General features: G+C 68.7%; 18 protein-coding genes. 9 read left to right on the top strand and 9 right to left on the bottom strand.

Translation table 11 applies throughout. The features are described 5' to 3' along the window. The coding region (locus JOD27_RS33545) for a transposase (protein WP_204766320.1) at positions 1-333 on the top strand (333 nt) is incomplete at its 5' end. Between the two features lie 312 nt (positions 334-645). Here JOD27_RS33545 and JOD27_RS33540 read toward each other — a convergent pair. Next, on the bottom strand, positions 646-1,170 hold the full coding sequence (locus tag JOD27_RS33540; protein ID WP_204766319.1) for a hypothetical protein: 525 nt from the start codon (positions 1,168-1,170) through the stop codon (positions 646-648). A 54-nt stretch (positions 1,171-1,224) separates the two neighbouring features. Here JOD27_RS33540 and JOD27_RS33535 point away from each other — a divergent pair, with 54 nt between their 5' ends. Continuing rightward, on the top strand, positions 1,225-1,770 hold the full coding sequence (locus JOD27_RS33535) for an HdeD family acid-resistance protein (RefSeq protein WP_204766318.1): 546 nt from the start codon (positions 1,225-1,227) through the stop codon (positions 1,768-1,770). Here the strand turns inward: JOD27_RS33535 and JOD27_RS33530 are convergent. Then, positions 1,712-2,881: a glycosyltransferase 87 family protein gene (locus tag JOD27_RS33530; protein WP_204766317.1), complete on the bottom strand. Its 1,170-nt coding sequence runs from the start codon at positions 2,879-2,881 to the stop codon at positions 1,712-1,714. The genes JOD27_RS33535 and JOD27_RS33530 overlap by 59 nt on opposite strands. 156 nt (positions 2,882-3,037) lie before the next feature. Between JOD27_RS33530 and JOD27_RS33525 the strand changes: the two genes are divergently transcribed. The 3 genes from JOD27_RS33525 (at position 3,038) to JOD27_RS33515 (ending at position 5,832) form a co-directional block, all read left to right on the top strand. Beyond that, positions 3,038-3,622: a DNA-binding protein gene (locus JOD27_RS33525; protein WP_204766316.1), complete on the top strand. Its 585-nt coding sequence runs from the start codon at positions 3,038-3,040 to the stop codon at positions 3,620-3,622. Positions 3,623-3,652: 30 nt separating this feature from the next. Further along, positions 3,653-4,309 carry an RES family NAD+ phosphorylase gene (locus tag JOD27_RS33520; protein WP_204766315.1) on the top strand — a complete coding sequence of 219 codons (657 nt, stop codon included), beginning with the start codon at positions 3,653-3,655 and terminating at the stop codon, positions 4,307-4,309. Between the two features lie 158 nt (positions 4,310-4,467). After that, positions 4,468-5,832: an NAD(P)/FAD-dependent oxidoreductase gene (locus JOD27_RS33515; RefSeq protein ID WP_204766314.1), complete on the top strand. Its 1,365-nt coding sequence runs from the start codon at positions 4,468-4,470 to the stop codon at positions 5,830-5,832. On the opposite strand, the gene JOD27_RS33510 is transcribed toward JOD27_RS33515, so the two are convergent. Then, positions 5,822-7,684: a S9 family peptidase gene (locus JOD27_RS33510; protein ID WP_204766313.1), complete on the bottom strand. Its 1,863-nt coding sequence runs from the start codon at positions 7,682-7,684 to the stop codon at positions 5,822-5,824. The two genes, JOD27_RS33515 and JOD27_RS33510, sit on opposite strands and share 11 nt — an antisense overlap. Before the next feature lie 89 nt (positions 7,685-7,773). Between JOD27_RS33510 and JOD27_RS33505 the strand changes: the two genes are divergently transcribed. After that, complete coding sequence (locus tag JOD27_RS33505) at positions 7,774-8,976, top strand: metal-dependent hydrolase family protein (RefSeq protein WP_204766312.1); 1,203 nt, start codon at positions 7,774-7,776, stop codon at positions 8,974-8,976. A 15-nt stretch (positions 8,977-8,991) separates the two neighbouring features. On the opposite strand, the gene JOD27_RS33500 is transcribed toward JOD27_RS33505, so the two are convergent. After that, the gene (locus tag JOD27_RS33500; protein ID WP_204766311.1) at positions 8,992-9,990 is read right to left on the bottom strand and encodes a TerC family protein; all 999 of its coding nucleotides are present in this window, start codon (positions 9,988-9,990) and stop codon (positions 8,992-8,994) included. A gap of 356 nt (positions 9,991-10,346) precedes the next feature. Between JOD27_RS33500 and JOD27_RS33495 the strand changes: the two genes are divergently transcribed. Together JOD27_RS33495 and JOD27_RS33490 are read left to right on the top strand one after the other, a co-directional pair. Further along, positions 10,347-13,178 carry an alpha/beta fold hydrolase gene (locus JOD27_RS33495; protein ID WP_204766310.1) on the top strand — a complete coding sequence of 944 codons (2,832 nt, stop codon included), beginning with the start codon at positions 10,347-10,349 and terminating at the stop codon, positions 13,176-13,178. Between the two features lie 377 nt (positions 13,179-13,555). Continuing rightward, a complete protein-coding gene (locus JOD27_RS33490) occupies positions 13,556-14,482 on the top strand; it encodes an ABC transporter permease (RefSeq protein ID WP_204766309.1) in 927 nt (308 codons plus the stop codon). Here the strand turns inward: JOD27_RS33490 and JOD27_RS33485 are convergent. After that, a complete protein-coding gene (locus tag JOD27_RS33485) occupies positions 14,475-14,867 on the bottom strand; it encodes a VOC family protein (RefSeq protein WP_204766308.1) in 393 nt (130 codons plus the stop codon). The genes JOD27_RS33490 and JOD27_RS33485 overlap by 8 nt on opposite strands. Positions 14,868-14,922: 55 nt before the next feature. Here JOD27_RS33485 and JOD27_RS33480 point away from each other — a divergent pair, with 55 nt between their 5' ends. Next, on the top strand, positions 14,923-15,303 hold the full coding sequence (locus JOD27_RS33480) for a VOC family protein (RefSeq protein ID WP_204766307.1): 381 nt from the start codon (positions 14,923-14,925) through the stop codon (positions 15,301-15,303). Here JOD27_RS33480 and JOD27_RS33475 read toward each other — a convergent pair. From JOD27_RS33475 to JOD27_RS33460, 4 genes are all read right to left on the bottom strand, one after another. Continuing rightward, positions 15,300-15,647: an MmcQ/YjbR family DNA-binding protein gene (locus JOD27_RS33475; RefSeq protein ID WP_307830477.1), complete on the bottom strand. Its 348-nt coding sequence runs from the start codon at positions 15,645-15,647 to the stop codon at positions 15,300-15,302. The genes JOD27_RS33480 and JOD27_RS33475 overlap by 4 nt on opposite strands. A gap of 7 nt (positions 15,648-15,654) precedes the next feature. Next, positions 15,655-16,113 (bottom strand): MarR family winged helix-turn-helix transcriptional regulator, encoded by a 459-nt coding sequence (locus tag JOD27_RS33470; RefSeq protein ID WP_239570020.1) that lies wholly within the window; start codon positions 16,111-16,113, stop codon positions 15,655-15,657. Positions 16,114-16,594: 481 nt separating this feature from the next. Then, on the bottom strand, positions 16,595-18,757 hold the full coding sequence (gene uvrB / locus JOD27_RS33465; protein WP_204766305.1) for an excinuclease ABC subunit UvrB: 2,163 nt from the start codon (positions 18,755-18,757) through the stop codon (positions 16,595-16,597). Positions 18,758-18,812: 55 nt separating this feature from the next. Then, complete coding sequence (locus tag JOD27_RS33460; RefSeq protein WP_204766304.1) at positions 18,813-19,913, bottom strand: DUF5685 family protein; 1,101 nt, start codon at positions 19,911-19,913, stop codon at positions 18,813-18,815. Positions 19,914-19,937: the final 24 nt, after the last annotated feature.

Below are 19,937 nucleotides of genomic sequence, written 5' to 3'. Positions count from 1 at the left end.
GAGGTCCGTCACCGCCAGCGCGCCCGCGCCGAAGACCGCATCCGCGGCCAGAAAGACACCGGCATGCGCAACCTGCCCTTCCACGGCTTCGCACAAAACCAGATCTGGCTCGAGATCGCCGCCCTGGCCGCCGACCTGCTCGCCTGGACCCAGACCCTCGCCTTCGACCAGCACGAACCGGCACGGCGCTGGGAACCCAAACGACTACGGCTGCGCATCCTCGCCGTCGCCGGACGCATCATCCACAGCGGACGCCGACATCGACTCCGGCTTCCTCGCGACTGGCCCTACAACCACCTCATCCACACCGCCTACACCGCGCTACAGACCTGACCCAGCACCCCCGACCCCACGACAAGGACCCGGAGAACCGGCGGCCCCAGCGCCGGGAATCACCCCTGCCCAACACAAACGAGCACACCAAACCGTCCACCGGCATCTCATCCCGGCGCCAAGTGAAAGATCGAGGCTAGTAGGCCGTCGCGGCTTAGTTGTGTGGTCCACGATCTTGAGTTGGTTGTAGTTGCGAGCCGAGGCAAACGTTTGCTGATCACGCCACCTACCGCCAACTCACGATCACATCGCCGACACGCCGCGCGACACGCGGACGACCGGCCCATACCAAAGGTTAGAGGCGACGGTCTACTAGCCGTCCAGGGATCGCAGGTACGCCTCTCCCCGCGGGGAGAGGCGATACCCCACCTCGAGCGACTCCGTGAGCCCTTTCGCCTTGAGCTTGCGGACATCCGCCTTGAACGGCAGCTTCTCCCTGCCCACCGACGCAGCCAGATCCGCGGCCCGCACACCGGGGTTCGCCGCGATCAACCGCAACAACGCCACCGCAGCCTCCGACAGCTCCAGTCCGTCCACATCGGACGATGAACGCAGCGCAATCCGTGGATCTTCACCCACGAAACGCAGGCGGATGCGGTAAAGCGAGCCCTCCCGTCCGTCCACAGAGGACATCAGCGCCGCCACCGAGGGAAACCCGGCCGCGACGGCCTCCGCGCGCGACACCCGTGACACGACGTCCACGGCGTCGATCGCCAGCACGCCCAGCGACGTCCGCAGGGTCCCGCCGGCCCGCACCGTCGGCCGCTTCCACCGCCGGAACTGCAGCGTGACCTCACCGGAACGGATCCGCTCCCAGTCAGCCACTCGGATCAGCACCGATCGAGGGTCTCAGGTTGCGGGCCCCACCGACAGCCGAGACGATCCGGAGCCATGCAACGGTGGTGGCTCTTCACGGTGCGCGGAGTGTTCGCTGTCCTGTTCGGTCTGGCCGCCCTGATCTGGCCCAGCCTCACGCTGCTCGCCCTGATCATCCTGTGGGGCGCCTACGCGTTCGTCGACAGCGCGATGATGCTGTACCTGACCCTCACCCACAAGGAGTGGCCGGCGCGCTGGGCACTTGGCCTCATCGGCGTCCTCGGCCTGGCCACGGGCCTGATCGCGTTGTTCTGGCCGGGCATCACCGCGACCGCGTTGCTGCTGCTGATCGCGGCGTGGGCGCTGGTCACCGGCGTGCTGCAGATCGTCGACGCCATCCGGCTGCGCAAGGTGATGACGAACGAGTGGTTCTACGTCGTCACCGGCGCGCTGACGGTGCTGCTCGGCATCATCCTGATCGTGAACCCGGCCGCGGGCGCGATGGCGTTCGTGATCACCATCGGCATCTTCGCGATCCTGTGGGGCGTGGTGCTGGTGCTGTTCAGCCTGCGGTTGAAGCAGCTCGACGGCGGTCTCGCACAACCCGCACCGCGAGTGTGACGAGCACGGCGACCCCGACGAACACGTAGAGGTTGCCGATCACCTGCTGCCACCACTCCCAGTTCCGCTCGACGTCGTTGTCGCGCGGGAACAGCCAGTGCGGCCCGACCGCGAACACAGCCACGACCGCCCACGGCGCCCAGTGGCGGCGCAACGACTCGCGGGACAGCAGCACGAGCGCGGGCGCGATCCAGATCCAGTGGTGCCCCCACGACACCGGCGAGATCAACAGCCCGCCGATCGCCACGACGAAGAACGCCTCGACGTCGCCGAGACGCGAGGCCAGCCACCACACCACCGTCACGACCAGCAGCGCCAGCACGGCCCACACCGCGACCTGGGCGCCGTTCTCCAGCCCGAACCGCGCCAGCGTGCCGCGCATCGCCTGGTTCGACGCGTAGGTCAGGCGCCCGACGCGGCTCGGGTCGAGCAGCGCGTGCGTCCAGTACTCCTTCGCGTCGCCGAACGCGATCACGAACCCGACCAGCCCGAAGAACAAGAACGACGCGATCGACACGAACACGGGCTTCCACTGCCGCCGCGCCACGAAGTACAAGGCGAAGAACGCCGGGGTCAGCTTGATCGCCGCGGCGAGCCCGATGAGCGCGCCACGCGGCCACCACCTGGTGCGTTCCAGCAAGCAGTCGGCCATCACCAGCACACCCAGCAGCAGGTTGATCTGGCCGAACCAGAGCGTCTCGCGCAGCGGGTCGAAGAGCGACGACACCGCCGCCGCACCCAGGCCCCACTTCACGGCCTCCGGTCCCCAGCCGAGCACGCGCTGTGCCGCGATCAGGCACAACGCCGTGAGCATCGCGAGGTTCGCCGCCGCCACCACGAGGATCGCGACGACCAGCGGCACGAGCGCCAGGAGGCTGAACAGCGCCGCGGCGATCGGCGGGTAGGTGAACGGCAGGTCAGGACCACCGAGAGGCTTCGCGAAGCCGTCGACGTAGAGCGGGAGGCCCTGCAGCAGCGCGTCGCCGCCGTTGCGGTAGACCCGCAGGTCGAGCGACCAGCCCAGCGGTCGGGACATCACATAGGCGAGCGTGGCGACCATGACGGCGGCCCACGCGACGACGACCCGCTTCGCGCCCCGGTCCAGCTGCATCGGGAAATCCTAGCGATGCCCCAGATGAGGTCCACGTCACCGCTCGGAACCAGGAACGCTCACGTAGCGTCGTTGCGTGAGCGCACAACGTCGAACGTTTAGAGTCAACACCTTCAGCAGGCGCACAAATGCGCACGCCCGGGATACTCTGTGCGCATGAGCCCCGCGCTGGAGACGGTGCTGGCCAAGGCCGGCCTGCAGGTGACCCCCGACGAGTTCCTGGCCCTCGTGAGCGACGCGGCCCGCAGGCTCGCCCCACCGCACCCGGAACCGGCCACCTACTTCACGCCGGACCAGCAGGAGGCGCTCACCGACGTGGGCCTCGACCTGTCAGCCGCCGGTCCCGCCGACGCCCGCCCGCGCACCCGCACGGTCGTCGCACACGCGGTGCTGCGCGACTCGGCCCTGACCGTCGCCGAGGCCGCACGCCAGCTGCAGGTCGACACGAGCCGCATCCGGCACCGGCTCGGCGTCGGCAGGCTCGTGGGCTGGAAGGACAGGGGCAGCTGGCGGCTGCCCGCCTGGCAGTTCGCGGGCACCGGCGTCCTGCCGGGCCTGGAAACCGTGCTGGCGGCGGTCCCGCAGGACCAACCGGCCCTGGTCGTCGCCGCGTTCATGACCACCCTCCAGGAGGACCTGCCCGTCGACGGCAAGCCAGCGACCCCGCGCGACTGGCTCCTCGCAGGAGGAGACCCGCGCCGCGTCGCCGACCTGGCCTCCGTGCTCGGCACACCCGCCTGAGCGCTCCCGAACACCCCCGACAGGACCCGAATGTCACGGCTTCCACAGCCGCCTGCCCCTGCCGTGCTGCAAGCACACCTGCGCCGAACCGAGGACGTCGTGGCGGTGCACCGGGCAACCCGCCTGGTCCGCGTCTTCACGGCCAAGGGCTCCCACCCGCAGCGCTGGAACAGCTTCCGCTACACGGGCCCACTCCCCCACGCCCGCTTCGACGCGCAGCACCCGGCCGACGACGGCGGCCCGATCCAGGACCACGAGAACGGCGTCCTCTACTTCGGACTGTCCGTGCGCACCTCCATCGCCGAGGTCTTCCAGGCCACCTCGATCGTCGACCGCCGCACCCGCAGCCCGTTCCTCGTGGTCCTGCGCCCCCGCCGCACGCTGCGACTGCTGGACCTGGGCGGCCTGTGGCCCACGCGCGTCGGCGCCTCGCAGGAGATCTCCACGGGCCCGAAGCACGTGACCCAGGCCTGGTCACGCGCGATCCGGGCGGCCTACCCGGAGCTCGACGGCCTCTGGTACCGCTCGTCCATGGACTCCGGTGACCCGGCCATCTGCCTGTGGGACCCGCCTGGCGCCTCTGGGCTGCCCGCGGCGCCGGACGTCCTGCTGCCGCTGGACCATCCAGGTCTCGACCTGCCGTTGGCGCGCGTGTGCGAGGAGCTCCACTACACGCTGCTCGGGTGATCACGTGGGAGGCAGTCGAGCTTCCGCCGGACTGCGACGAGAACGGCGGTCTGCACGCCTCTTCCGGACAGGGCCGAACGGGTCAGGCTCTGTCCACTCGGTACGGACAGGGACCGATGACCCTGTCCGCCGTTCGGACCCATGCCTAGCCTGAACGGATGCGTTTCGCGATCGCCGGGGGCGGCGTAGCCGGGCTGGCCGCAGCCCTGGCGGTGGCTCGTGCCGGGCACGCCGCGGTCGTCGTGGAGCGAGACCAGGTGAACGCGCAGACCGGTCCGGAAGGCGCGTTCGACGTCGTGCGCAAGGGCATCCCGCACTTCCAGCAACCGCACACCTTCCTGCCACGCGGCCGCAAGGTGCTGCGCGAGCTGGCACCGGACGTCATCGACCTGCTGCTCGACGCCGGTGCCGAGGAACAGGACGTCGCGACCAGGCTGTCCGGACCGCGGCAGCCCGGCGACGAGGACCTCGTCTACCTCTGGGTGCGGCGCCCGGTGGTCGAGTGGGCGCTGCGGCGCGCGGCCGCAGCCGAGCCCGGCATCAGGCTGGTCGCTGGCAGGCACATCACCGGCCTGGTGCCGGAAGCGAGCGGGTTCCACCTCGACAACGGGGAGGAGATCTGCGCCGACGTCGTGGTCGACGCGCTCGGCCGCTACCGGTGCCCTCCCGGCTGGCCACGCGCCGAGGCACGGCCCAGCGAGTGCGGCGCGATCTACTACTGCCGCTACTTCGCGCTCAACCCCGGCGCCGAACACGTCACGGGGCCGTGGCTGCTCAACCCGCGTGGCGACCTCGGGTACATGGGGTTCAACACCTTCCGCGGCGACAACCGCACGTTCGCCGTGATCCTCCTGGTGCCCAACGCGGACCACGACCTGCGCGCACTGAAGGACAACCACGCGTGGATGGCGGCGGCCAGGGCCATCACACCGCTGGACGTGATGACCTCACCTGACCACGCCCACCCCATCACGGACGTCATGCCGATGGGCGGCCTGGCCAACATCGACCGCACCGCAGGCTCAGGCGTGCCGGGCCTCATCCCCGTCGGCGACGCGTTGTGCCACACCGATCCCGCGTTCGCCTACGGGCTTTCGTTCGCCTTGGTGCACGCGCAGGCCCTGGGCCGCGCCAGCGCCACGCACACCACACCGGCCGACATCACCGAGGCCTACCTCGCCGACGTCGGCCCCGAGGCCCGCGAACGCCACACCTTCGCGCTGGAGACCGACGCGGCGCGCAACGCGGCCTGGAGCGGCATGCCGGTCGACATCAGCCACCGCGACGGCTGCTACCCGCTGTTCGCGTTCGCGGCGGCGCTGGCCGCGGCACCGCACGACGACCTCGTCCTGCGCCGGACCGTCGGGCGTATCGGGTTGCTCGACCGGGTGTCGGTCTTCGACACCGACAGCGACCTGCACGACCGCATCGAACGGATCTGGGCGCAGCTCACCCGCACGCCGGTCGGACCACCGCGCGACGAGCTGCTGCGCACCATCACGCCGGAGCGCGTCAGCTCCTGAGGTAGCGGCCCCACCACTCCAGCACCGCGTCGAAGCGCTGCTTGCGGTGCCGCGGCTGCCCGGAGCGGGTCAGCTCGTGCCCCTCGCCGGGGAAGATCAGCATCTCCGCCTCGACGCCACGCCGCTTCAGCGCCACGAACATGCGCTGGGCCTGTTCCAACGGACAGCGCCAGTCCTGCTCGGAGTGCACGACGGCGAACGGCAGGTTGATCTTCTCCACGTAGGTCAGCGGCGACATCGCGCGCTGGGCCTCGGGATCGGTGCCGCAGTAGGCGTCGGCGAAGAAGTAGCCGATGTCCGAGGAACCCGAGAAGGAGTCCCAGGCGTTGACGGCGCGCTCGCTCCACGCGGCCTTGAAGCGCTCGCCGTGGTGGGCGGAGAGCCACGACGTCATGAAGCCGCCGTAGGAGCCGCCCATCACGCCGACGCGCTCGGAATCGGTGTCGTCACGAGCGAGCGCAACGTCCAAAAGGGACAGCACGTCGTCGACGTCGACCGTGCCGAACTTGCCGATGACCGCCTGGCCGTGGGCCTGGCCGTAGCCGGCCGAGCCGCGCGGGTTCGGCAGAACGACGGCGTAGCCGGCGGTGGCGTAGACCTGGGCCTCGTCGAAGAAGCCCCAGCTGTGGTACATGAACGGGCCACCGTGCACCGCCAGGACGACCGGGTGCGGACCCTCGCCCTCCGGCAGCACGAGCCAGCCGTGCACCGGGTAGCCGTCGGAGGCGGAACCGGACAGTTCCACGACGCGACGCGCCGCCGGCACCGACGAGAACGCCGTGCGCACACCGGTTCCGACGAACTCCACCTGACCGGGACTGTCCGGAGTGGACACGACAGCGACCACAGTGGACCCGTCGGTGGCGAACGACCGGACCACCGCGGGGCCGCCGACGAGCACCTCGCCGGGGCCGCCGTCGAACGGAATCCGGCGCAGCTCCAACGCGCCGCGGTTGCGCACGACGAGCAGCACACCGGAGTCGTCGGCGACGGGCGGGCCGGAAAGCCGTTCCACGTCAACGGTTTCCACGTCGGTCAGCCGGACAGGACCAGATCCGTCCAGCGACGCCTTCCACAGACCGTGGTTGCGCGCCACCGCGTCGAACCCGGTGAACTCCGTGCCCAGCCAGTACAGCGACGCCCCGGCCACGAACGGCATCGAGACCTCACCGGCGCCGCGCACCAGCAGCGACACCGCGCCACCGGCAGCGGGAACCGTGTACAGGTCGCAGTGCAGGGTTTCGGCCGCGCCGAGATCGCGCGGCGCGACGAACACCAGCGTCGAGTCGTCGAGCCACGCCGGGTCGGACACGTCGTGCGAGCCGTCGGTCAGCTCGGAAACCTCGCCGTCGAGCGTCACCACGTGCAGGCGCGGGCGGCGGTCGGCGAGGAAACCGACGTCGTCGACGCGGTAGTCCAGGCGCGTGATGCGGCGCGGTGCCTCGGCTTCGGGGCCGTCGTCGGTCGTGCCGTAGCGACCTTCCTCCGGTACGCGGGCCACGAAGGCGATGCGCGAGGAGTCGGGCGACCACACCGGGGCACCGGCGCCCAGCGGCAGGTCGGTCAGCTCGCGCGGCTCTCCTCCGTCCACCGGCATGACGTACAGCTGCGGCTTGGACTTTCCCGCCACGCGCAGGAACGCGACCGAACGACCGTCCGGGGAAATGCGCTGCGCGAAGTCGCGATCACCGTGTGTCCACGGCGTTGTCGTGCCGTCCGGGAAGACCCGGTGCAGACCACCCCGGTAGGTGTTCGAGTCGAGATCGGGCGTGGTGATGCTGACCAGCACCAGGTCCCCGGACACGGCGACGGTACCGGGTGTGGTGAGCAGCGACAGGTCTTCTGGACGCACGGCCAGGACGTTAACAGAGCTTGTTAGCAACGCTCATCACCGTTTGTTGACCGATCACAAAAATTGACTCGCCGCATAGATTTCCGCGTATGACGCGCATCGTGTTCTCTGGGGGCAGGGTCTTCACCGGCCGGGCGGCCGAGCCGGGTGATGTGGTGGTCGAGGGCGACCGCATCGTCGACGTGGGCATCGGACTCGACGGGGACATCGTGGTCGACGCGACCGGCCACACCGTCCTGCCTGGACTGTTCGACTGCCACGTGCACTTCATGTTCAGCGGCGCCGACCTGGTGCGGTCGCTCAACACGCCGTTCTCGCTGCCGTTCTACGAGGCGATCGGGAACATGAAGGCAACGCTGCAGTGCGGTATCACCACGGTCCGTGACGCACTGGGCGCGGACCTCGGCGTCGCGGAAGCGGTCCGGCGCGGCCTGATCCAGGGACCGCGGATGCAGATCGCGGTCAACATGGTGTCGCAGACCGGCGGTCACAACGACGACTGGATGCAGTGCGGCGCGCACATCTCGCCGCCGCTGCACCCCGGACTCCCCAACACCGTCGCCGACGGTCCCGAGGAGCTGCGCAAGGTCATCCGCACGCTCGTCCGGCACGGCGCCGACATCATCAAGATCGCTTCGAGCGGTGGCGTGATGTCACCGCGCAGCAACCCCCGGCACGCGCACTTCCGCGACGAGGAGATCGCGATGATCGTGCAGGAGGCGAACGCCGCGGGCATCGCGGTCATGTCCCACGCGATGAGCGGCGACGGCATCCTCACCGCGGTGCGCAACGGTGTCAGGTCCATCGAGCACGGCGTGTTCCTCACCGACGAGGGCGTCGAGGAGATGCTCAAGAACGGCACGTGGCTCGTGCCGACGCTGATGGCGCCGCGCATGGTGCTCGACCAGGCCGCGGCGGGCGTGGCGATCTCGGACGTCATCCTGGACAAGGCGAAGTCCGTTGTCGCGCAACACTTCCAGGCGTTCCAGAAGGCCTACCAGGCCGGGGTGAAGATCGCGATGGGCACCGACTCCGGTGTCGGTCCGCACGGCGACAACCTGAACGAGCTCACGTTGATGGTGGAGTACGGCATGTCGCCGGCCGAGGCGATCCACGCGACCACCACGTCCGCCGCCGAGCTGATGCACCTCGGAAACGAACTCGGCGAGCTCGCCCCTGGCAAGCTCGCCGATCTCGTTCTCGTGGAGGGTGATGCCGAGCAGCACGTGAAGGCCGGAACGCTGAAGCAGGCCATCCGCGCCGTCTACCAGAACGGCGTTTCTGTGCTGTAGCCGGTGCCGCGGCACTCAGGTGTTGGCGCCCACGTGCTTCGCGGCCTCCGGGTCGCGCTTCACCTTGAGGAGGCTGGCGATCGTCGTGATCGCCAGCACGCCGATGATCACCGACAGCGAGACCTCGATGCCGATCGTCGGCACGTGGAACGGTTCGCCGCCGTTGAGGAACGGCAGGCTGTTCGTGTGCAGCGCCTCGAGGATCAGCTTCACGCCGATGAACCCGAGGATCACCGACAGTCCGATCGAGAGGTAGACGAGCTTCGACAGCAGGCCGCCGAGGAGGAAGTACAGCTGACGCAGACCCATCAGCGCGAACGCGTTGGCCGTGAACACGAGGAACGGTTCCTTGGTCAGGCCGAAGATCGCGGGGATCGAGTCGAGCGCGAAGAGCAGGTCGGTGGAGCCGATCGCGACCATCACGATGAACATCGGGGTCACGAAGCGCTTGCCGTCGAGCTTGATGAACGACTTGGCGCCGTGGAAGTCGTCGGTCACCGGGAAAACCTTGCGCACCACGCGCAGCATCAGGTTCTCCTTGTACTCCTCTTCCTCGTCGTGGTTGTCGCGCGCCAGCTGCCAGCCGGTGTAGATCAAGAACGCGCCGAAGATGAAGAACACCCAGCTGAACTTCGCGATGAGCGCCGCGCCGAGGGCGATGAAGATGCCGCGCATGACGAGCGCGAGCAGGATGCCGATCAGCAGCACCTTGTGCTGGTGGATCGCGGGCACCTTGAACGTCGTCATGATGATCAAGAAGATGAACAGGTTGTCGACGCTCAGCGAGTACTCCGTGATGTACCCGGCGAAAAACTCGGTGGCGTACTGACCGCCGGAGAAGTACCAGATGCCAAGGCCGAAGAGGGCGGCCACCGCCACATAGAAGACGACCCACCGGGCGGCTTCACCGATCGTCACCTCATGGGGTTTTCGATCGACGATGACGAGGTCGACAGCAAGCAGAACGAGCAGACCTACGATCGTCGCGATCCACAACCATGCGGGGACGTTCACAACCCAACCTCCGGGATCCTCAGCGCACGCCAAATAACCCGGAGGTCTCCTCCGCCGCCGAGATGATCTCTCGAACGACCGACGGCACCGGAAGCTCCACGCCGAGCTCCGTACTGACGACACCGCCGCTTAGGGAGTACTCCCCTCCATCCTGCGTGAATATTGTGCTCTACGAAGACCGGTTAGCGCCACACAGGGTGAGCATGCCCACCCAACCTGGTGCAACGGGAATACGGAGCGTGTCGTTCGGGCCGGAACCGGTGCCAGCTGAAGGCCGGCTGAAGATCCACTCTTGCTGAGACCCCGGCCGGATCCCGACAGGCCGTTCTCAGCAAAACTCGCATATCGTCTTCGATGTGTCCCGCCTCTCCCGCCTTCGCGGCAGGTGGACGATCCCCGCATTGATCGTGGTCCTCGCCCTCGTCGCAGGCGGCGTGTACTTCACTCGATCCGGGGACGACCCCGTGGCCGTTCCCTTCAAAGAAGCGAAAATCGACGCACCTGAGAGCCCCGACAGCACTCAGACGGTGACGATCGAGACGCGTCTTTACCTCCCCCGGCAGACTCCCGCGCCCGCGATCATGCTCGCGCACGGTTTCGGCGGCAGCCTGCGCAGCGTGCACACCCAGGCCGAGGAGTTCGCCCGGCGCGGCTTCGTGGTGCTGACGTGGTCCGCGCGCGGCTTCGGCCGCAGCACCGGCCAGATCGCGCTCAACTCGCTCGACCGCGAGGTCCGCGACGCCCAGAAGCTCCTCGACTTCCTCGGCACCCGTGACGAGGTGCTGAAGGACAGCGGCGGCGACCCGCGCGTGGGCGTGACGGGCGCGTCGTACGGCGGCGCGCTCTCGCTGCTGCTCGCCGGCGTCGACAAGCGCGTCGACACGCTCGTCCCCGTCATCACCTACAACGACCCCGCGCAGGCACTGCTGCCGAACTCGGCTCTGGCGACACCTCGCTCGGACTCCACCCCGGCGGCCACCGCGTTCAGCGAGGACGGCGTCTTCAAGCGTTCGTGGGCGGGCATCTTCTTCTCCGCGGGCATGACATCCATCGACCTCTCGTCGCCCACGGGTGAGGCACCGGAGATGGGCCAGACGGAGGCGAACCAACCCGCCGAGCAAGCGCCGGGCGGGAACTCGGGCGCCGGCTCGCAGCCGCCGCCCACGCCTTCGCTGGGTGCGTGCGGCCGCTTCACCCCCGAGGTGTGCGCCGCGTACACGGAGGTCGCCACGACCGGACGGGCCTCGCAGCAAACGCTGGCGCTGCTGCGCAAGTCGTCCCCGGTCGCCGTGACCGACCAGATCAAGCAGCCGACGATGCTCGTGCAGGGCGAGCAGGACACGTTGTTCGGCCTCGACCAGTCCGACGCCACCGCGCGCCAGATCACCGAGGCGGGCGGCAAGGTGAAGATGGTCTGGTACGCGGGCGGCCACGACGGCGGCAACCCCGGTGCCGCGCTGCGCGGCGAGATCGCCGACTGGATGGCGTTCCACCTGCAGCACAAGGGAACCGACCCCGGCACCGGCTTCGAGTACACGGTGCAGGGCGCGTTCCGCTCGTCCGGCACGCCCTCGCTGCGCACGGTCGTCGCGCCCTCGTACCCCGGTCTTTCCGGCGCCGCCACCGAGCGCAGGACCGTGAAGCTCAGCGGACGCGAGCAGGTCGCGGTGAACCCGGCCGGCGGCAACCCGGCGGCCATCAGCAACCTGCCCGGTCTCGGTTCCGCGCTGTCGCGCTCGTCCGCGATCTCGTCGCGCCTGTCGATCGACCTGCCGGGCCAGGCCGCGGTGTTCACGTCAGAAGCCCTGGACTCGCAGCTGCTGCTGACCGGCTCGTCGACGGTTCGTCTGCGCGTCGCCCGCGGTGACCAGAACTCGGGCGAGGCGATCCTGTTCGCGAAGCTCTACGACGTCTCGGCGGACGGCACGCGCGTGCTGCCGGGCTCGGCCGTCGCGCCGTTCCGCGTGGCGTTGCCTCCGGACGGTTCGGCCGCCGAGGTGGCCGTGACGCTGCCTCCGGCCGTGCGCCCCGTCGAGAGCGCGCACAAACTGGCGCTGGTCGTGTCGACGACGGACCAGGCGTTCGCGAACGCCGAGCAGCCCGCCGCGTACAAGATCTCGCTGGCGTCCGAGGATCTCTCGGTGCCCGTCGTACCCGGCCGCAACGTGACGACCGGCTTCCCGATGAGCGCCCTGTGGGGCATCGTGATCGCGCTGCTGGTGCTGATCGGCGCCGGTGTCATCGCGATGTTCCGCCGCCGCCTGGCGCACGACTCGGATCCGTCGTTGTCCGAGGTGCCGCTGGTCATCTCCGGCCTGACCAAGTCCTACCCCGGTGGCCTCACCGCGGTTCGCGACCTGTCGTTCCGCGTGGAGCACGGCCAGGTGCTCGGGCTCCTGGGTCCCAACGGCGCCGGCAAGACCACGACCCTGCGCATGGTGATGGGCCTGATCCATCCCACCGAAGGCAACATCCGCGTCTTCGGCCACAAGGTGACGCCGGGTGCGCCCGTGCTGTCGCGCATCGGCTCGTTCGTCGAGGGCTCCGGCTTCCTGCCGCACCTGTCGGGCGCCGCGAACCTGCGGCTCTACTGGGCCGCGACGGGCAGGCCGTTGGAAGAGGCGCACATCGAGGAGGCGCTGGAGATCGCGGGCCTCGGCGACGCGGTGCACCGCCGCGTGCGCACGTACAGCCAGGGCATGCGCCAGCGACTCGCGATCGCACAGGCCATGCTCGGCCTCCCGGACCTGCTGATCCTGGACGAGCCGACCAACGGACTCGACCCGCCCCAGATCCACCAGATGCGCGAGGTCCTGCGCCGCTACGCCGCGGCGGGCCGCACGGTGCTGGTGTCGTCGCACCTGCTGGCCGAGGTGGAGCAGACCTGCTCGCACGTGGTCGTGATGCACAAGGGCCAGCTCGTCGCCGCGGGCGAGGTGGCCGACATCGCGGCAGGGGGCGGCGAGGCGACGTTCCGAGTCGACTCCCCCTCGAAGGCGGCCGACGTCCTGCGGGGCCTCGAGGGCGTGCACGACGTGCACGAGGACGAGGGCGCCGTGCACGCGTCGATGAACGGCGTCCCGCGCGCCGCGGCACTGTCTGCTCTCGTGGCAGCCGGTGTGGCGGTAGACCAGGCGGGTCCGCGCCGCAGGCTGGAAGACGCGTTCTTGGAGCTGGTCGGTGAATGACTTCCTGATGGCAGCGGCGTCCGCCACGGCGGGCGCCCAGGCAGAGGCAGAGGTCCCCTCGTCGAGCGAGCACACGTTGCTGGCCGGCGAAGGGGGTCCCCTTGACTCAATTATCCCAGTCGACACCGACAATTTCGGAGCGGAGGTGAACCGGTGAACACCGAGCACGCTCCCGCAGGCGTCCCCTCCCGGAGCACGCACACGCCGCCCACTCGGCAAGGGGGACCCCTGGTTCCATTCTCCCACCCGGCACCGACAACTCCGGGCCGGGCACGTCGCGAACGGACCGTTCACGACAGCGTTTCGCGCACGGCCAAATCCGCCCTCACCGCGAACCCGAACCGCACGAAGGCGCCAACCCGGCAGGAGGTGGACCGGTGAACGAGCACGACGTCCACACCGATCCCGGCGCGATCACCGAGCTCACCGACGCGGCGACCCACCAGCACACGAAGGTCGCCCCCGACGGTTCCTCCATCGGCTACAAGGCGCGTAAAACGCTGCGCATCCGCGTGGAGCTCCAACGGCAGATCCGCCGCCGCAGGACCCAGCTCGTGCTGGGCTTCCTGGTGCTGCTGCCGTTCATCCTCGCGCTGAGCTTCGAGATCGGTCAGGCGAGCCCGAACCGCCGCTCCGGCGGCTTCGTCGACCTCGCGACGGCCAGCGGCATCAACTTCGTGGTGCTGACGCTGTTCGTCAGCGGCAGCTTCCTGCTGCCGATGATCGTGGCGCTGTTCTTCGGCGACACGATCGCGTCCGAGGCGTCGTGGTCGAGCCTCAAGTACCTGCTCGCCGCACCGATCCCGCGCCACCGCCTGTTGCGCCAGAAGGCGATCGCGTCAGGCATCCTCAGCTTCTTCGCCCTCGCATTGCTTCCCGCGGTGGCGCTGGGGGTCGGCGTGCTCTGGTACGGCGCGGGCGAGGTCGTGAGCCCGACCGGCGAGGCGGCGCCGTTCGCCGACGGCGTGCTCGGCGTCGCACTCGCGGTCTGCTACATCGCGATCAACCTGTTCTGGGTCGCGGGCCTCGCGCTGTTCCTGTCCGTGTCCACCGACGCACCGCTCGGCGCGGTCGGCGGCACGGTGCTCGTGTCGATCCTGTCGCAGATCCTCGACCAGATCCAACCGCTCGAGGATCTCCGCAACTACCTGCCGACCCACTACGCGATGGCATGGGCCGACCTGCTCTCGACCGATGTGGACTGGTCGGAGATGACGCGCGGAACGTTCTCCGCACTCGTCTACGGCGGCATCTTCACGTTGCTCGCGGCACGCCGCTTCAAGACGAAGGACGTCACTAGCTGACGCAGAACTCGTTGCCCTCCGGGTCGAGCATGACGACCCAGTGGCCCGCCTTGTCGTTGTGCTCACGCACCCGCGTCGCACCCAAGGCGACCAGGCGGTCCACTGAGTCGAGCCCCGTGCGGATGTCGAGGTGCACGCGGTTCTTGGCCGTCTTGGCCTCTGGCACGCGCTGGAAGAACAGCCGCGGCCTCTTGCCGTCCGGGTCGATGAGCGCCGCGTAGTCGTCCGCCGACTCGAACGGAATGTTGTTCTTGGTCGCCCACTCCTCCCACGTCGCGAAGCCGGGCGGCGGAGGCTGCTCCACGTAACCGAGTGCCTGCGCCCAGAAGTCGGCGAGCTTCGGCGGGTTGTGCGCGTCGAACGTGATCTGGAAGTCCGTTGCCATGAACGAACCGTAAGACCCAATGCGGACAACCACTGTCCGGAGTAGCGTCCGGCTCATGCCACGTCCTGTGCACTTCGAGATCCACGCCGCAGATCCCGATCGCGCGCGGCGCTTCTACTCGTCCATCTTCGGATGGAAGTTCGAACAATGGGGCGACGTCCCCTACTGGGTGATCACCACCGGCGACGAAGAGCAGCCAGGCGTCAACGGCGGCCTGCTGCCACGCCAGGGTCCCGACCCGGCCCCCGACGCACCCGTCCACGGCTACGTGATGACGATCGGCGTCGACGACATCGACGCCACGATCGCCGCCATCGACCTCAACGGCGGCACAGTGGCCCTGCCCAAGGACAAGATGCCAGGCGTGGGCCTCCTCGCCTACTACAAGGACACCGAAGGCAACATCTTCGGCATCCTGCAGCCAGAAGACCGCTAGACAGGCCTCTTCCGCTTCGGCAACCGCGCGACGACGGCCTCGTACGAGCCGTCGACCAGCTCCAGCAGGTCGTCGTCGGGCACCGATCCCTTGAGCGCGATGGTGTTCCACCCGTACCGCCCCACATACCCGCTGACGGTGATGTCGTCGGGAAACCGTTCCCGCCACGGCGCGGCAGCCTCGGCATCGGCCCCGCACTTGAGCCCAACGGTGTGCGAATCAAGGCCGACGAAGGCGAACGCCTTGCCTCCCACCTTGCACACCAGCTCGGCGTCGCCCCACGGATACGTCTCCTCCGCGCCAGGCTTCCCGGCGCAGTAGGCGATCAGCTCGTCCAGTGTCACAACAGGATTATCGCGCGCCGAACGCCGACACGAAACGCGTGAGCAACTCCGCGAACACCACCCGCTCCTCATCACTCCAGTCCGCCATAGCCGCAGCACAAGCCGACTGCCGAGCCCGATGCAACTCGGCCGAAGTAGCCCGCCCCCGCGGCGTCCGCACCAGCAACACCCGCCGCCCGTCCGCCCTGTCCGCAACCCGCGACACCAGCCCGGCATCGACCGCACTGGTGACAAGCTTGCTGGCCCGAGGCTGATCAACGTGCAACGCCGACGCCACACTGGAAACCGTTGCCTGCGTACCGCTCCGCTCAGCCATCTCAACGACATCCAGCACGTCGAAGGCCGGTACGGCCAACTCGGCAAGTGCCCGGCGTGACTGACTGCGCCGCATCGCGATCAGCGCCTGCTCCACCGCGGCGAGGTGGGAATCCACGTCCACCGTGAGATCATTGCGGTCCGGCGCCATGACGAAAGCTGTCAGACAACATCTCACCCCAGAGAGCGATTTATGCAGTCGTGACAGTTCGCCTCAGCTCAGCGGAGTTACCCGTCGCATCCACCACTCTCACTTTGAGCAACAGGGCAGGCGGCGCGACGAAGAGTCCACAGTGGACCGTCATGCTTGCACGCCCCACACACAGACATCTCGCGAAGGCGAGGCCGAGCGGCGAGGCCGAAGGCGAGCGATTCAACCAATACCGGGCCTGGTGGGGTGGGTCCCGCCCGGAACGCAACCACCCACGCAACCGCAAGCCGCCCAAAGCACCAGGCGTGCCATCAACCCGCGCACGGCTCTGGTGGGTCTTTGATCAGATTGGCGGGGTCCGGGGCGGAGCCCCGGAAACCAACCGGCACATAACTACGGCACGCAACCACCTACGGACTCCCAACAGGAACCCGGCGACGCGACCGACGGACGACCCACGGATCCCGCGCGATCCAAAAAGTCACTTGACCCCAGCTGCGTCCATCCCTCGCAACTCCTTCTTCAGATCCTGAATCTCGTCCCGCAACCGAGCCGCCAACTCGAACTGCAGATCCCGGGCCGCGTTCATCATCTGATCAGTCAACGACTGCACCAGATCAGCCAGCTCCGACCGGGCCATCCCAGCCCGCTCATGAGAAGCGACAACCCCGGAAGACCGCCCACTCTCCCCGGTAGCCCGCTTCCCCCGAGACTGGTTCCGCCCAGACCCACCAACCGGAACCTCGTCCTCGACCTCGGAGTACACGGCTTCCAGAATGTCGGTGATCTTCTTCCGCAGCGGCTGCGGATCGATCCCCCGCTCGGTGTTGTACGCGATCTGCTTGGCCCGCCGCCGATTCGTCTCGTCGATCGCGTGCTGCATCGAGTCGGTGATCTTGTCCGCGTACATGTGGACCTCACCGGACACGTTACGAGCCGCACGGCCGATCGTCTGCACCAGCGACGTCCCCGACCGCAGGAACCCTTCCTTGTCCGCGTCGAGAATCGCCACCAGCGACACCTCGGGGAGGTCGAGACCCTCCCGCAGCAGGTTGATGCCGATCAGCACGTCGTACTCGCCGAGCCGCAGCTGCCGCAGCAACTCCACGCGCCGCAACGTGTCGACCTCGGAGTGCAGGTACCGGACCCGGATGCCCAGCTCCAGCAGGTAGTCGGTGAGGTCCTCGGCCATCTTCTTGGTCAGCGTGGTGACGAGCACCCGCTCGTCGCGCTCCGCGCGCTCGCGGATCGAGTGCACCAGGTCGTCGATCTGGCCCTCGGTCGGCTTCACGACGACCTCGGGGTCGACCAGACCGGTCGGCCGGATCACCTGCTCGACGAACTCGCCGCCGGACTGCCCGAGCTCGTAGGGGCCCGGCGTCGCCGACAGGTACACGACCTGGCCGATCCGGTCCGCGAACTCCTCCCACCGCAGCGGGCGGTTGTCCAGCGCGGACGGCAGGCGGAAGCCGTGCTCGACGAGGTTGCGCTTGCGGGACGCGTCGCCCTCGTACATGCCGCCGATCTGCGGCACCGTCACGTGCGACTCGTCGATGACGAGCAGGAAGTCGTCCGGGAAGTAGTCGAGCAGCGTCGCCGGCGCCGTGCCGGGGCCGCGGCCGTCGATGTGGCGCGAGTAGTTCTCGATGCCGTTGCAGAAGCCGACCTGGCGCATCATCTCGATGTCGTAGGACGTGCGCATGCGCAGGCGCTGCGCCTCGAGCAGCTTGCCCTGCCGCTCCATCTGGGCGAGCGTCGTCTCCAGCTCGGCCTCGATGTCGCGGATGGCGCGTTCCATCCGCTCGGGGCCCGCGACGTAGTGGGTGGCCGGGAAGATCCGCAGGTCGTTGACCTCGCGGACGACGTCGCCCGTCAGCGGGTGGAGGTAGTAGAGCTTGTCGATCTCGTCGCCGAAGAACTCGACGCGGACCGCGAGCTCCTCGTAGGACGGGATGATCTCGACCGTGTCGCCGCGCACCCGGAACGAGCCGCGGGTGAACGACATGTCGTTGCGGGTGTACTGGACGTCGACCAGCAGGCGCAGGAACGCGTCGCGGTCGACCTCCACGCCCACCTCGAGCGGGATGGAGCGGTCGAGGTACGACTGGGGCGTGCCGAGGCCGTAGATGCACGACACCGAGGCGACCACGATGACGTCGCGCCGGGTGAGCAGCGACATCGTGGCCGAGTGGCGCAGGCGCTCGACGTCCTCGTTGATCGAGGAGTCCTTCTCGATGTACGTGTCCGTCTGCGGGATGTACGCCTCAGGCTGGTAGTAGTCGTAGTAGCTGACGAAGTACTCCACCGCGTTGTGCGGGAAGAGCTCCTTCAGCTCGTTCGCCAGCTGGGCGGCCAGGGTCTTGTTCGGCGCCATGACCAGCGTGGGGCGCTGCAGCCGCTCGACCAGCCAGGCCGTGGTCGCCGACTTGCCCGTACCGGTGGCACCGAGCAGCACCACGTCGCGCTCGCCCGCGCGCACGCGGCGTTCCAGCTCGTCGATGGCCGCGGGCTGGTCGCCGGCCGGCTCGTACTCGCTGACCACGCGGAACTGCCCGTCGGTGCGGACGATCTCGCCGACGGGGCGGTGCTCGGAGTGCGCCTTGACGGTGCTCTCCTCTGGCGGAAGCTCGGTTGCGAATGCCACGGGAAGCACGTTACGCCGGGGGTCTGACAATTTCAGATTGCCCCTGGTCAGAGCCCTAATCACACGGGCAGCAGCAACAGTCGGCGCAGTCGCAGTTGCAGCCGTCCCCGCAGTCCGGGTCGCACCCGTCGCGCCGCTTGTCGCTCCACGGGCCGGGGAACGGGTCGCGGCAGCAGAACTGACACGTCCCGCACATGTAGAGGAACGCGCCGCACCCGGTGAAGCACCCGCGTGGCCGCGGCTGCCAGTTCAGCTTCGGGTACGCCCACAGCCCGCTGCCGGGATCCGACCAGCGAGGCTTGTCCGGATGGCGGTGGCGCTTTCCGAACGCCCGGATGATCGACTCGTCCAGCTCGTGCACCAGCAGCTTGTGCACGAGTCGCCCGTCGGTGAACTCGACCTCGTCCATCGCGAGCCGGATGCCCGTCATCGCGTCCAGGCACAGCCGGTGCGCCTCGTCCACGGACGTTCCGGTGGCCAGCAATGGGTTCCACGCACCCGACGCGCGGTCCTCCTCCAGGTCCTCCACGGCGTCGATCAGGTGCGCGACCCGCCCGAACAACCGCCCCACCTCGCGCAGCGGCTCGACGTTCCGCAGCTTCCCGGCGATCACCGCCGTCTGCGCCACGGCGAACCCGGTCGCCGTCTCCGTCGGCTCGGTCACCACCAGCACCGAACTGCCCAGCCCGGCCCCGGCCTCGACGAGAGGCTGCCGCCGCACCGAGTCGACCATCACCGACGCGTCGAACCCGAGATCAGCAGCCGTCCCGAGCCCCTTGGCGGCCCACCGCTGCGCCACCGCGCGCCCCGCCCAGCCCATCCGGCCCGCCAGCCCGTCCCCGTCGTCCACGTGGTCGTGGATCTTCAACGAGGCGAGCACCAGCGACACCGACGCCGCGAGCCGCGCACCGGGCCCGATGGCCACGTCCGCGGACTTCATGCCACGCAACGCACACGGCCCCGCAGGCCGCCGCGACAGCTCGCTCTGGGCCTCCACCATCGCCGAGATCATCAGCCCGTCGTAGTTGGTGACGAGACGCGAGAGATGACCGTGCTCATCGCGCAACGACAGGCACATTCCGCACAGATGAGCGAGCCACGACGATCTCAGCTCAGCACTCATTCTGTTGCGGCAGGGGCGAATGATCCCGAACATGCGCGGATCCTAAGTGGCCGTCTC

This window comes from Lentzea nigeriaca, from assembly GCF_016907955.1.
GTDB classification, from domain to species: Bacteria; Actinomycetota; Actinomycetes; order Mycobacteriales; family Pseudonocardiaceae; genus Lentzea; species Lentzea nigeriaca.
Note: the sequence above shows the minus strand (reverse complement) of the source record. Positions and strands in the feature narration are given on the sequence as shown.